This window comes from Alcaligenes sp. MMA (genome assembly GCF_020907215.1).
Classification (GTDB): Bacteria; Pseudomonadota; Gammaproteobacteria; order Burkholderiales; family Burkholderiaceae_B; genus Alcaligenes; species Alcaligenes aquatilis.
Genome location: NZ_JAJJPP010000004.1, coordinates 1 through 11,623, shown reverse-complemented (window position 1 = coordinate 11,623; position 11,623 = coordinate 1). Strand labels below are relative to the sequence as shown.

Here is an 11,623-nt window from a genome sequence, read left to right as displayed (position 1 = left end):
AGCCCGCATTAAGCGGGCTTTTTTTGAGATCTAAAAACTGATCGAAATCGATTTACAGTTTCTGGATGCTCTTAGCTTGTGGGCCCTTCTGGCCTTCAGCCGACACGTACGAAACGCGTTGGTTTTCTTCCAAGGATTTAAAGCCTGTGCCCAAGATGTCGGAATGGTGAACGAAAAGATCTTTGCCACCGTTGTCGGGGGAGATAAAGCCGTAGCCTTTTTCGTTATTGAACCATTTCACGATACCGGTTTCTGTTTGCATTTCCTGCATTCCCTAAAAATGACGAGCAATCTGCTCAAAAAAGATTGTCAAGATGTAAAAATCAGGGCAATGAGTATTAGAAACAATACCGTATTGAACAAACTTCGACGAACTTGAAATCCTGCACCGCCAATCGTAGGGGGTATTTGGCCTGTAAGTCAAGCTAAATCGCCCTTTGCGTGGTTTTCAGGCAGTGTTTGATCAACAATTACAACCAAGCTTGTTATTGCAACGGACCCCTCTGCGCCCCTCGTTAAAGTCCGTGGTATTTCCGACCAAATTCAAGCGTAGCATGAAAGAAACCGGACTTGCTACCACAGTCGTAACGTGTGCCTTCATATTCATATGCATATACCGGGCGGCTTTTCAAAAGGCTGGCAATTCCATCCGTTAATTGAATCTCTCCACCTACCCCTGCTTGAGTGCGTCGCAGGTGGTCAAATATTTCTGCTTCTAATACATAACGGCCCACAACGGCTTGTGTGGAAGGAGCAACATCCGGTGCTGGCTTTTCAACAATTCCATTTAATCGAGTGGCTTTGGAGTCGACGGCATTACCCGAAACGATTCCATATTTATTCGTTTCATTTCTATTTACATTTTGAGTTGCCACAATACTGCCGTTGTATTGATGCGCCGCCTCAACCAGTTGCCGACATACCGGTGTGATAGCGTCAATCAGATCGTCTGCCAGTAGAACCAGGAAGGGTTCGTTGCCGACGATGGGGGCGGCACACAACACAGCATGGCCCAAACCCAGCGCGCGTGGCTGGCGGGTGTAAATACAGCTTACATGGCTGGGGACGATGTTCTGAACAGCATCCAACAGCTCCAGTTTGTTCTTGCCTTCCAGCTCGTGTTCCAGTTCCGGGATGCTGTCAAAATGATCTTCAATGGCACGTTTGTTGCGGCCAGTAATAAAAATCAGTTCGGTGACTCCGGCGGCAACCGCTTCTTCGACAGCGTACTGAATCAGTGGTTTGTCGACGATTGGCAACATTTCCTTGGGCATGGCCTTGGTGGCCGGCAGAAAACGTGTGCCTAGACCGGCGACGGGGAAAACAGCTTTGCGTATGGGTTTCATAGTGTCGTCAATCGAGGATCAAGGTGAAGCTGGCGCGGGATGAGCCGGAGTTCCAAGTTGAATGGCATCCTGGTTTCGCTGCGAAAACTGCCGAGGCTCACGCCCTTGCTCACTGGGAGGTGTGCCGAAAAAGCCTTGTCCAAAAGCTAGAAGGGCGACGTTTGCCACCAGGATCAGTATGAAAAGCAGTCGCATCGCAGATGCCCTGAAAAATACAGTTCAACCCAAGATTGTACGGGTAGGGGAGTTTAAGTTCATCCGTTTTAATGCCAATCGTATCTAAGGGTCTCCCTGCTTGTCTGACGCTGAAAGCCCGTTGTGGAACCCATTCTGGCTTACAAATGGGCGGCAAACAGCGCCAGGCCACGCAAAGCAGGCGTTTCCAGCTCGTGCAGCTGGGGTACCTCTATATTGAGCAGGCGGCAATGGTGACTTAATTGTTCTAACAGTTCTTGCTGCGCCAGAGCGCGGCCACCGCCGGCCAGAAACACCAATGGGCTATGCCCCAGATGCTGACGCCCTCTCTCCCATTGCCGTAACACAGCTCCAGCCTGTGCCGCAGCAACTCCTGTACTGATGGCGGCTTGGGTATTGCGCGGGAAAGCCGCTGTCTGCCCGTGGGCCTCAGGAAGTTGTGCCGTATTTTGTTTGAGTGAAGCCAGCATCAAGCTGGGGCCGGGCAAAATGGACCCACCCAGAAAGTGGCGCACGCCATTTTGTTCGGGTCCCAGCAAATCAATCGTCGTGGCAGTACCGAAGCTGATCAGCAAGGCCCCTTGCTGGGCAGGATATTCCTGGGCCAGCAAATCGCTGAGCCCTAATAAAGAAGCCCAGCGGTCGGCGCCCAGTTGCCCGGCCTGTTCATAATCATTGTGCAGCCCAAAAATCTGCTCTTGTGCCTGTAGCCAGCGTACCGGGCCTAAACCCAGATGACTGACGGCCGCGTCAATTTGTTTTTGTACCTGTGGGCCTGCCACATTCACCCCCAGCGCTTGCACACCCTTTTGATTGGCGAATTCTTGCAAGGGAGCCTGACCTGCTTCCAGCCAAACAGCCAATTGATCCAATTGGTCTGCATGCAGGCTAACCGGCTGGCTTTCGCGCGCACCGGTTAAGGGATGGCACCACCCCAATTTGATGCGGGTATTACCAGAGTCGATAAGCAGGGTCATGCCGGGTCGTCAGAGCTGAAAAGAGTGCAGTATAGCGATCAGCGTTGGGCGCGAACGGAAACTTCGCCCACGGTGACCGCCCGTTCCGTACCATCGGGGTGACGCAACAATAATTGCCCCGACGTGTTGATGCCAGTCACGATACCGGTATGCAGGACTTGGCCGTTGTCAATGATATGGACTTGTTGGCCAATCAGCGCATCTACCTGTGCGTAGCGTGTCGGCAGATCAGCAAAGCCGTGGGCTGTGACATGGTTCAGGCTCAGGTACAGGCTTTGCGCAACCTTGGCCACAATGTCCGAACATCGTGCCAGGGATGCTTGCTGGGAGTGTTCCACAATGCTGGTCCAGTCCGCAATGGCGCGCTGCGTGTTTTGGCTGATGGTTGCCGCTTCGCGCAGGTTCAGGCCTATACCAATAATGACCACATGATGATCACTGGAGCTGGGCGCAGCGCTGGCGCGGGTGGCCTCTACCAAAATGCCGGATAGCTTGGCCTGATCCCACAGCACGTCATTAGGCCATTTCATGGCTAGACGATTACGAACCGCCGGCTCCAGAAACAGGCGCAGGGCTTCTGTCGTTGCCAGACCCGATAGCGGTGAGAGTGTAGGCAATTGCCGTGCAGGCAGAAAAATATCGAAGGCACAGGAAAACATCAGGTTTGCGCCAACGCTATTTTCCCACGTGCGCCCAGCACGCCCACGGCCACGGCTTTGCAGGTGCGCGCCTAATAACCAAGGTCGCACACGTGGTCCCGATTCTTGACGAGCCAGAGCGAGCAAATCCGCGTTTGTCGATTCAGTCGAATCCACCCAGTGGATCTGGGGGAAATGTGGCAAGCGCGTACGCAGCTCTGCCACCATATCGCGAGGGCTGGGTAAGGTGAATGCAGAAGAGGTATTCATGACAATCCGGTACACTGGACGAGTTAAACGTAATCTTATGTGATATTTGATCTGAGCATGTCTGAACGCGTAGATACAATCCAATTTTCCGGCTTGGCTGGTGTTATTGACTGTGCTGTGGACTGGCCGACAGGCGAGCCCAGGGGTTGGGCTCTGTTGCTGCATCCACACCCTTTGCATGGTGGGGCACGTAATAACAAAGTCGTGACAACCCTGTCACGTAGCGCCACCCAACACGGTTTGCTGGCAGTACGCCCCGATTTTCGCGGTGTCGGAAAGTCCGCCGGGCAGTTCGACAGCAGTCGTGGCGAAACCGCCGATATGCTGGCCTTGATAGAGCAATTCCCATCGCATTTTCCACAGTGGAGTTCCGGCCCATCCCTGTTGGCTGGTTTTTCATTTGGCACAGCGGTTGCTGCCCAAGTGTATGCCGGCCTGCAGGACGCCCAGGCACCGTTGCCGCATGCTTTTATCTTGACGGGCACGGCGGTCAATCGCTTCCGGTTCCGCGATGTCAGCCCTCCTGCCGATACCTTGTTGGTGCACGGCGAAACCGACGACGTTGTTCCCTTGTCCGAGGGCATGGACTTTGCACGTGAGCATCAGTTGCCCATGGTCGTGTTGCCTGAGGCTGGTCACTTTTTTCATGGCAAGCTGATTCAGCTCCGTGAATTGATCAGCCGACATTTGGCTGGGCTTGGAACCTAAGTCGGATTTTGCTTTCAAATCGTTGCGTTTTCCTGCTCAGACTCAGGGGCTTGGCCCCTCACAGGCCTATATGGCTCTGCCATAATGGGCTCTTTCCGCCACTGTCAAAGCAATCGATTTTTTCCATGACTTCTATTCAAAAATTTGCATCTCCGGTCCTTTCCCGCTGTGTGGTGGCACTTGCCTTGGCACTGCCTATGGCAGTACAGGCACAGGCTCAAACTCCCACACCGACAGAATCGGCTCAAGTGCTTGGGGCGCCGACGCCTGCCTTGCCGGGTGATTTGTCCGTGGTACCCGCACCAGCCTTGACGGCGCGTGCCTGGTTGTCCATGGATGTCAATAGCGGCCAGATCATTGCCGCTGAAGGGCTGAATGAACAGGTGGAACCGGCTTCCCTGACTAAGCTGATGACCGCTTATCTGGTCTTTGATGCTTTGGAGTCCGGTCGCTTAAAGCTGGATCAGACTGTTGTGATTTCGGAGAAAGCCTGGCGTACCGAAGGCTCGCGCATGTTTGTAAAGGTCAATTCGCAAGTGTCGGTGAACGATCTGCTGCAAGGTGTGATCGTGCAATCGGGTAACGATGCCTCTGTGGCCTTGGCCGAAGCCGTTGCAGGTAGCGAAGAGGCCTTTGCTGCCCTGATGAACGAAGAGGCTGCCAAGTTGGGTTTGACTGCTACGCATTTCAAGAACTCTACCGGCTTGCCTGACCCTGATCATCTGACTTCGGTACGTGATCTGGGCATGTTGTCTGCTGCACTGGTTGCCCGTTTTCCCCAGTACCTGCACTACTACAGCCAAAAAGAGTACACCTATAACAATATCAAGCAGCCCAACCGTAACCGCCTGCTGTGGCTGGACAACACGGTTGATGGCCTGAAAACCGGCCATACCCAATCGGCGGGTTACTGCCTGGTGTCGACTGCCTTGCGCGACGGCCGCCGTGTGGTGTCAGTCGTTGTTGGTACGGCGAACGATGCCGCCCGTACAGAAAATAGTCTGAAGCTGTTGAACTGGAGCTTCCAGAACTTTGAAACGGTCAAGCTGTATGACACTAGCAATCCTGCTGTCACCGCTCGGGTGTGGGAAGGTGAGGTCGAGAACGTAGGCCTGGGTACCGCCCAGCCTTTGTGGTTGACAGTGCCCCGTGGAAAGTCGTCGGAAATCAAGCCTGTGGCTAACTATACCCAGCCTTTGCTGGCTCCGTTGAGCAAGGGTGACAAGGTCGGTACACTGACTTTGTCCTTGGATGGCAAGGTTCTGGCAGAGCAGCCTTTGCTGGTGCTGCAGGATGTGCCCGAGGCAGGCTTTTTCGGTCGTATGGCCGACAAAGTACGCTTGATGTTTGAGTAATCCCTTGGTGCGAGGCTGACCCCTATGATTGCAGGCATTGACCCTGACAGCATTGTTTATTTGAACGGCGATTTCGTGCGCTTGGGCGAAGCGAAGATCTCGGTACTGGATCGTGGCTTCATCTTTGGCGACGGCATTTATGATGTCGTACCTGCCTATCACGGAAAACCTTTCCGTATTGATGGGCACCTGGGGCGTTTGGAGCGCAGCCTAGCCAAAGTGGGCATTCATAACCCTTTTACCCGCCGTGAGTGGGAAAAGCTGGTGATGGACATGCTGGCCCGTTCGGGGCGCGGGGCCGACTGCATGGTCTACATCCAGGTGACCCGTGGTGTTGCCAAGCGCGACCACGCCTTCCCCAGCAATGTGACGCCCAGTATCTTCATCATGGTCTCGCCGTTCAAGCGCGTGCAGCAAGAACGCGAGACGGGTTTGACGGCGGTGGCCATTGAAGATGAACGCTGGCTGCGTTGCGATATAAAATCCGTTTCCTTGCTGGGCAATGTACTGGCCAAACAGCAGGCGGTCGAAGCCGGTGTGGATGAAGTCATTCAGTTCAGAGACGGTTTCCTGACCGAAGGGGCCTCCTGCAATATCTGGATTGTGCGTGACGGCACCTTGCTGGCACCCATGCGCAATAACTTGATCCTGGAAGGGGTGCGCTACAGTTTGATGGAAGAGCTGGCCGCTCAGGCGGGGATCGCCTTCCAGGCACGTCAGATCTCCCGAGAGGAGGTCGATACTGCCGATGAAATTTTGATGACGTCAGCCACCAAAGAGGTGCTGCCCATCGTTGTATTTAACGGTCAGCCCGTCGGTGACGGACGACCCGGCCCTGTCTTTGCCAAATTACGTGAAGGCTATGACAAGGCTATCAAGGCTGCGGAGCAAGCATGACAATTTCCCCTGAAGAATCGTTGATTGAATACCCCAGTGACTTTCCTATCAAAGTCATGGGTCAGAGCCATGAAACACTGCAAGACGAATTGCTGGCTATCGTTTTGGAACATGACCCAGACTTTGATGCCGCCACTATTGAAGTGCGGCCCAGTAAGGCGGGCAATTACACTGGACTGACTTTTACCGTGCGTGCCGTTTCGCGCGAGCAACTGGACAATCTGTATCGTGCCCTGCATGCGCATCATCTTGTGCGCGTGGTGATGTAAGCAGGAATCAGGCGTTCATGTCCGACTCAGTTCGTATCAAATGGTTTGAGCGGCCTAGCGCCTATGAACCTATCTGGCAGGCAATGCGCGACTTCACCGAGCAGCGCGGGCCAGAGACTCCGGATGAAATCTGGCTTGTTGAGCACACGCCTGTCTACACTCAGGGGCAGGCCGGCAAGCCGGAACATCTGCTTAACCCCGGCGGCATCCCCGTGGTGCAAACCGACCGGGGTGGGCAGATTACCTATCACGGCCCTGGTCAGTTAATGGTGTATTGCCTGTTTGATCTTCGCCGGGTAGGTCTGTACGTCAAAGAATATGTACGCCTGCTCGAAGAGGCCGTCATTGCCTGTCTGACGCATTTCGGTGTCAAGGGCGCTTGCTGCAAACCGGGGGCGCCGGGCGTCTACGTGCCGCAAGGGGTGGTAAGCCAGGAGTTGGCCAAGATCTCCGCACTGGGTATCAAGATTCGCAATGGCCGCTCTTATCATGGACTGGCCTTGAATATAGACATGGATCTAAGCCCGTTTAGCGGCATCAATCCCTGTGGCTATGAAGGGCTGCAAACAACGGATATGCACTCGCAAGGGATCGTGGTTCCCATGGACGAGGTTGCACAGTATTTGTCTGATTATCTGGCCCGGGCGATAGCGTTGCGTACAGTTGTAACGATGGCGTAGCGGCGGGTGCTGTGAAAGCACTGCGTCATGCGGTGCTCTCACTATATAGCTTACTTATCCCTAGGTTTCAGGTTCCGCTCCATTGCGGCGCGCGTTTCTCGATAAAGGCGTCTATACCTTCGCAGGCATCGTTGCTCATCATATTGTCAGCCATGACCTGGCCGGCGTAGTCGTAGGCTTGTTCAATAGCCAGGCTGCGCTGGCGGTAGAACATGGCCTTGCCTGCACGGACGGCAACCGGACTCTTGGCCATGATGCTGTCGGCCAGTTTCTGTACGGTTTGATCCAGCTGGTCTTCGGCTACGGCGTAATTGATTAACCCCAACTCTTGAGCACGTTGGGCGCTGATGAATTCGCCGGTCATCAACATTTCCATAGCGGCTTTGGGCGGCACGCAGCGCGACAGGGCAACAGCGGGTGTAGAGCAGAACAGGCCAACATTAATGCCTGATACCGCAAAGCGGGTGGATTCGGTGGCCACAGCCATATCGCAGGTTGCAACCAGTTGACAGCCTGCAGCGGTGGCCAGTCCTTGCACACGGGCAATCACCGGCACCGGCAAGGCCAGCACGGCTTGCATAACGCGGCTGCAGCGGCTGAACAGATCCCGGTAGTAATCGTGTTCGGGCTGGGAACGCATCTGCTTCAGATCGTGCCCGGCGCAAAAAGCCTTGCCTTCCGCCTGGATGATGACGCATTGCAAGCTGGGGTCCTGGGCCAGCTTGTCCAGAATGTGTTGTAAAGAGTCCAACACTTCTTCAGACAGCGCGTTGTACTTGGCGGGCCGGTTCAAGGTGATGCGGGCCAGTCCCTGGTGTTGTTCCAGCAGGACGGGATCGGCTAGGTACTCTTGTGACATGCAAGTCTCCGTACTTATAGTATGTGCAGGTTTTATTCTCGGGTGTTGCTGCATCGTTAAGGCGACCTCTATATTAGAGGGGTCTGGCACAAACTATCGCCCTTGTTCTAGGCGCTTGTAAAGCGAAGGGGCTACAATTGGCCACTGCGCCCATCGTTTAGTGATGCTGCTCGCATGCTGTTTTTCTATTTAGACGCTTATGACCACCCCTACAGATACGTCCGTCGATTCCAAACCTACTGTGCGCCCTCGCGTTGTCGAATACGACGCAACGCAAAAGCAGAAGGCCGAGGCCAAGACCTCGCGCATTCCCATTAAGGTTGTGCAAGCAGAGCGTTTGAAAAAACCTGATTGGATTCGGGTGAAGGCGGCTGCTCCAAACTCTCGTTTCTACGAGATCAAGGAAACACTGCGCGAGCACAAACTGTTTTCGGTGTGTGAAGAAGCGTCCTGTCCCAATATTGGGGAGTGCTTTGGCAAGGGCACGGCAACCTTCATGATCATGGGTGACAAGTGCACACGTCGTTGCCCATTTTGTGATGTGGGCCACGGCCGCCCCGATCCGCTGGACGAGAACGAGCCGGCCAACCTGGCCAAGGCCATTGGTGCCATGAAGTTGTCCTACGTGGTGATTACCTCCGTAGACCGTGACGATTTGCGTGATGGTGGTGCTGCCCACTTTGTAGAATGTATCCGTCAGGTGCGCGAGCATTCGCCCACGACCACCATTGAAGTGCTGGTACCGGACTTTCGCGCACGCCTGGACCGTGCTTTGGGCATCCTGAATGCTTGCCCGCCTGATGTAATGAACCACAATCTGGAAACGGTGCCTCGTTTGTACAAGCAGGCGCGTCCTGGTTCAGACTATCACCACTCCTTGAAACTGCTGCAAGAGTTCAAGAAGCTGCATCCAGACATTCCGACCAAATCCGGTTTGATGGTTGGCTTGGGTGAAACCAACGAAGAGATTCTGGAAGTGATGCGCGATATGCGTGCGCACGACATCGATATGCTGACCATTGGCCAGTATCTACAACCATCGGGCCACCACTTGCCCGTGATGCGTTACGTGACGCCTGATGAATTCTTGATGTTTGAACGCGAAGCCTATGCAATGGGCTTTACCCATGCTGCTGTGGGTGCCATGGTGCGTTCGTCCTATCACGCTGATCAGCAAGCGCACGCCGCAGGTGTGCAGCCCTAATTGATAGGGTGGGGTGTTATAAAGCGCTGCTTTTATTTGAAAAACCCGGTCGGTTGGCCGGGTTTTTTTTATGCCTGCTCTTATAAAGAGGCTGGGTGAGTCACGCCTTGTTCAGTTGAAGGCTATATCAACCAACCACGCTGGGCTATCTCGTCGCTGCGCGGCTATTTGATCCGGTGCTGTGTGGAGTGAGGTGAGTGGACGAGAAGTTCTTGTCCGTTGGGCTATCTACTTATCCCTGCTTGCTGCGACGAGAGTATGTTGAATGATCGTAAAAATCAAAGGGCCGTAATCGACCCTTTGGAATTCTTCTTGAATAGGCGCTTGACCGTTTTCAGCGAGAAGCTGGAGGCTCCACTGCATCGCTCAGTGTCAGGGCACGGGTCGACAAACTCTCTATATAAGGCTCCAGCACTTCGTCGTAATCTTCGACGCCCAAATACCAGGCCGTCAGGCCTTTGCTGTCTTGTTTGAGATCAGTCCAGCAGAATAAAGAGCGGTCAAAAGAGTCCTTGATGGTCTCATTAACAAACTTGAACAGTTCATCTAGTAAGGGAAGGCTTGCCAGGGGAACGGCAAATGGTGTTTCCCCCTGGAATTGCCAGCTATATTGTTCGAGCAGTTCGTTCGACCAAAGAGCATGTTGTTCTGAAGAGCTTAATTCTGGATTAGCGGGGCTTAAAGGCATGGTTCGGGATCAGGTAAGGGGAACGGATGGTTAAGCGCCAGTGGCAAACCATTGAATGGGGGTGACCCCCTGCTCTTTGAGCCAGTCATTGGCTTGGTGGAAATGACCGCAGCCAATAAAAGGCACAGGGGGCCGGCGCGCAGCCAAGGGGGAAGGGTGATTGGCCTTCAAAATCAGATAGGGACGTTGAGAGTGCTGCTGAATCAAGGCCTCTTTGGCCTGAGCGTGCGCACCCCACAACATATAAACAATAGGGTGCGTAGTTTGCTGAGCCAGGTTCATCAGTAGGGAGTCTGTAATTTGCTCCCAACCTTTCTTGGCGTGAGAGGCAGGCAAACCATCTTCTACAGTGAGCGATGTATTCAATAGCAAGACACCTTGTCGGCCCCAGTTGCTCAGATCATGACTGCTAGGTAACACGGTGTCGGGATATTCCAGTTCCAGCTCTTTAAAGATATTGCGCAGACTGGGTGGGGCCGGGCAGGTGTCGGGCACAGAAAATGACAGGCCCTGTGCTTGATTGGGGCCGTGATAAGGATCCTGGCCCAGAATCACCACACTGACTTTTTGTAATGGCAGTAGCTCCAGTGCACGGAAAGGGGCGGCCGGGTAAATAGCGGCGCCATCCTGGCACTCTTTGTCCAGCCACTTGGCCAGAGCCGCCAATATGTCTTGCAGCTCCGGGCGATCCAATGTGGCTCGCCAGTCGCTGGGAAGGCGGGCAACTTGAGTCAGGATGTTCTCGGTCAGGAGATTGCCGGAGAGGATTTCCTCGCCAATCAGGCTGAGCTGTGCCGCAGGAGCTTGAGAAGATGATCGTGCCATAGTCTGCATACAGAGTGAGTTGTCCGCCTATTGTAATGGGGGAGAGGTGGCCTACCTATCTGCTTGGATGGGGTGTCTATATATAGAGGGAGGTTTGACGGCAAAAAGCAGAGTGCTTGGTATGCCTCTCTATATAGAGAGACGACCAGCTCTATATAGAGTGTTGCAGGCGTAGTTCTAGATTAGCGATCCAGGGTGATAGCCTTCTGTTCAGTCCCCCCCAAGATCGCAACTGCATGCTCATCTTGTCTGTCTGTCTGTCTGTCTGTCTGTCTGTCTGTCTGTCTGTCTGTCTGTCTGTCTGTCTGTCTGTCTGTCTGCAAAAACACTCTGGGGCAGGAATTTAGTGTGAAACAAGAGAGACGATGCCGAGCTAGAGAGAAAAAGCCCAGAATCTACCTGTTCTGCGCTATGACTTTCTGGTGTTTCTCCTGCCAGTTCTGGTATCCGTCCAGCTATACAGGAATAATAGGCAGTTTGGTATTATTTTGTTTCATTTTAGATTGTTTATATATAACAATAACCTAAGTGAAAATTCGCTGTGAGCCATCTGTTTTGTATGAAATATTCAGGTTAAAAACTTGCCAAGCCGAAAATCATCGTGCTATAGTTCTTTTCTCGCTGCAGCACACACAGGGTTTTCCCGGAAGCGCCGCAGAGAGCAGTTAGACAAGTTTCACCGCCTTGGCCAAGAGGCCTGCACCGAAGCTTG

At 53.7% G+C, this 11,623-nt stretch carries 13 protein-coding genes; 6 read left to right on the top strand and 7 right to left on the bottom strand.

The features are described from left to right. Positions 1 to 52 precede the first annotated feature (52 nt). The 4 genes from LNA76_RS16270 to LNA76_RS16255 all read right to left on the bottom strand — a co-directional run bounded on the left by LNA76_RS16270 (position 53) and on the right by LNA76_RS16255 (position 3,426). Entirely contained in the window at positions 53 to 262 is a 210-nt protein-coding gene (locus LNA76_RS16270; protein ID WP_026483779.1) for a cold-shock protein, read from the bottom strand. A 253-nt stretch (positions 263 to 515) separates the two neighbouring features. Further along, entirely contained in the window at positions 516 to 1,346 is an 831-nt protein-coding gene (gene galU / locus LNA76_RS16265; RefSeq protein WP_108727106.1) for a UTP--glucose-1-phosphate uridylyltransferase GalU, read from the bottom strand. Between the two features lie 335 nt (positions 1,347 to 1,681). After that, positions 1,682 to 2,518: a type III pantothenate kinase gene (locus tag LNA76_RS16260; RefSeq protein ID WP_230019472.1), complete on the bottom strand. Its 837-nt coding sequence runs from the start codon at positions 2,516 to 2,518 to the stop codon at positions 1,682 to 1,684. Positions 2,519 to 2,556: 38 nt separating this feature from the next. Continuing rightward, positions 2,557 to 3,426: a biotin--[acetyl-CoA-carboxylase] ligase gene (locus LNA76_RS16255; RefSeq protein WP_108727107.1), complete on the bottom strand. Its 870-nt coding sequence runs from the start codon at positions 3,424 to 3,426 to the stop codon at positions 2,557 to 2,559. Between the two features lie 57 nt (positions 3,427 to 3,483). On the opposite strand from LNA76_RS16255, the gene LNA76_RS16250 reads away from it, so the two are divergent. From LNA76_RS16250 to lipB, 5 genes are all read left to right on the top strand, one after another. Further along, positions 3,484 to 4,134, top strand: a complete 651-nt coding sequence (locus tag LNA76_RS16250) for an alpha/beta hydrolase (RefSeq protein ID WP_162496889.1) — start codon at positions 3,484 to 3,486, stop codon at positions 4,132 to 4,134. Between the two features lie 125 nt (positions 4,135 to 4,259). After that, the gene (locus LNA76_RS16245) at positions 4,260 to 5,489 is read left to right on the top strand and encodes a serine hydrolase (RefSeq protein ID WP_203226730.1); all 1,230 of its coding nucleotides are present in this window, start codon (positions 4,260 to 4,262) and stop codon (positions 5,487 to 5,489) included. Between the two features lie 24 nt (positions 5,490 to 5,513). Continuing rightward, entirely contained in the window at positions 5,514 to 6,386 is an 873-nt protein-coding gene (locus LNA76_RS16240; RefSeq protein WP_094195333.1) for a D-amino acid aminotransferase, read from the top strand. After that, positions 6,383 to 6,655 carry a DUF493 family protein gene (locus LNA76_RS16235; protein ID WP_094195334.1) on the top strand — a complete coding sequence of 91 codons (273 nt, stop codon included), beginning with the start codon at positions 6,383 to 6,385 and terminating at the stop codon, positions 6,653 to 6,655. Before LNA76_RS16240 ends, LNA76_RS16235 begins: the two co-directional genes overlap by 4 nt. A gap of 17 nt (positions 6,656 to 6,672) precedes the next feature. Then, on the top strand, positions 6,673 to 7,335 hold the full coding sequence (gene lipB, locus LNA76_RS16230; protein WP_230019471.1) for a lipoyl(octanoyl) transferase LipB: 663 nt from the start codon (positions 6,673 to 6,675) through the stop codon (positions 7,333 to 7,335). 67 nt (positions 7,336 to 7,402) lie between these two features. On the opposite strand, the gene LNA76_RS16225 is transcribed toward lipB, so the two are convergent. Continuing rightward, a complete protein-coding gene (locus tag LNA76_RS16225) occupies positions 7,403 to 8,194 on the bottom strand; it encodes an enoyl-CoA hydratase (protein WP_108727109.1) in 792 nt (263 codons plus the stop codon). 199 nt (positions 8,195 to 8,393) lie between these two features. Here LNA76_RS16225 and lipA point away from each other — a divergent pair, with 199 nt between their 5' ends. Next, positions 8,394 to 9,398 carry a lipoyl synthase gene (lipA, locus tag LNA76_RS16220; protein WP_094195337.1) on the top strand — a complete coding sequence of 335 codons (1,005 nt, stop codon included), beginning with the start codon at positions 8,394 to 8,396 and terminating at the stop codon, positions 9,396 to 9,398. Positions 9,399 to 9,732: 334 nt separating this feature from the next. Here the strand turns inward: lipA and LNA76_RS16215 are convergent, their stop codons facing one another. Beyond that, the gene (locus LNA76_RS16215) at positions 9,733 to 10,086 is read right to left on the bottom strand and encodes a hypothetical protein (RefSeq protein WP_094195338.1); all 354 of its coding nucleotides are present in this window, start codon (positions 10,084 to 10,086) and stop codon (positions 9,733 to 9,735) included. Positions 10,087 to 10,116: 30 nt separating this feature from the next. Beyond that, on the bottom strand, positions 10,117 to 10,911 hold the full coding sequence (locus tag LNA76_RS16210; protein ID WP_230019470.1) for a uracil-DNA glycosylase: 795 nt from the start codon (positions 10,909 to 10,911) through the stop codon (positions 10,117 to 10,119). Positions 10,912 to 11,623 lie beyond the last annotated feature (712 nt).

Excerpts from the sequence above, each read along its gene's own strand:
- LNA76_RS16215 (WP_094195338.1), bottom strand. The coding sequence starts at position 10,086 with ATGCCTTTAAGCCCCGCTAATCCAGAATTAAGCTCTTCAGAACAACAT.
- lipB (WP_230019471.1), top strand. The coding sequence starts at position 6,673 with ATGTCCGACTCAGTTCGTATCAAATGGTTTGAGCGGCCTAGCGCCTAT.
- galU (WP_108727106.1), bottom strand. The coding sequence starts at position 1,346 with ATGAAACCCATACGCAAAGCTGTTTTCCCCGTCGCCGGTCTAGGCACA.
- LNA76_RS16255 (WP_108727107.1), bottom strand. The coding sequence starts at position 3,426 with ATGAATACCTCTTCTGCATTCACCTTACCCAGCCCTCGCGATATGGTG.
- LNA76_RS16235 (WP_094195334.1), top strand. The coding sequence starts at position 6,383 with ATGACAATTTCCCCTGAAGAATCGTTGATTGAATACCCCAGTGACTTT.
- LNA76_RS16250 (WP_162496889.1), top strand. The coding sequence starts at position 3,484 with ATGTCTGAACGCGTAGATACAATCCAATTTTCCGGCTTGGCTGGTGTT.
- LNA76_RS16260 (WP_230019472.1), bottom strand. The coding sequence starts at position 2,518 with ATGACCCTGCTTATCGACTCTGGTAATACCCGCATCAAATTGGGGTGG.
- LNA76_RS16245 (WP_203226730.1), top strand. The coding sequence starts at position 4,260 with ATGACTTCTATTCAAAAATTTGCATCTCCGGTCCTTTCCCGCTGTGTG.
- LNA76_RS16210 (WP_230019470.1), bottom strand. The coding sequence starts at position 10,911 with ATGGCACGATCATCTTCTCAAGCTCCTGCGGCACAGCTCAGCCTGATT.
- LNA76_RS16240 (WP_094195333.1), top strand. The coding sequence starts at position 5,514 with ATGATTGCAGGCATTGACCCTGACAGCATTGTTTATTTGAACGGCGAT.
- lipA (WP_094195337.1), top strand. The coding sequence starts at position 8,394 with ATGACCACCCCTACAGATACGTCCGTCGATTCCAAACCTACTGTGCGC.
- LNA76_RS16225 (WP_108727109.1), bottom strand. The coding sequence starts at position 8,194 with ATGTCACAAGAGTACCTAGCCGATCCCGTCCTGCTGGAACAACACCAG.
- LNA76_RS16270 (WP_026483779.1), bottom strand. The coding sequence starts at position 262 with ATGCAAACAGAAACCGGTATCGTGAAATGGTTCAATAACGAAAAAGGC.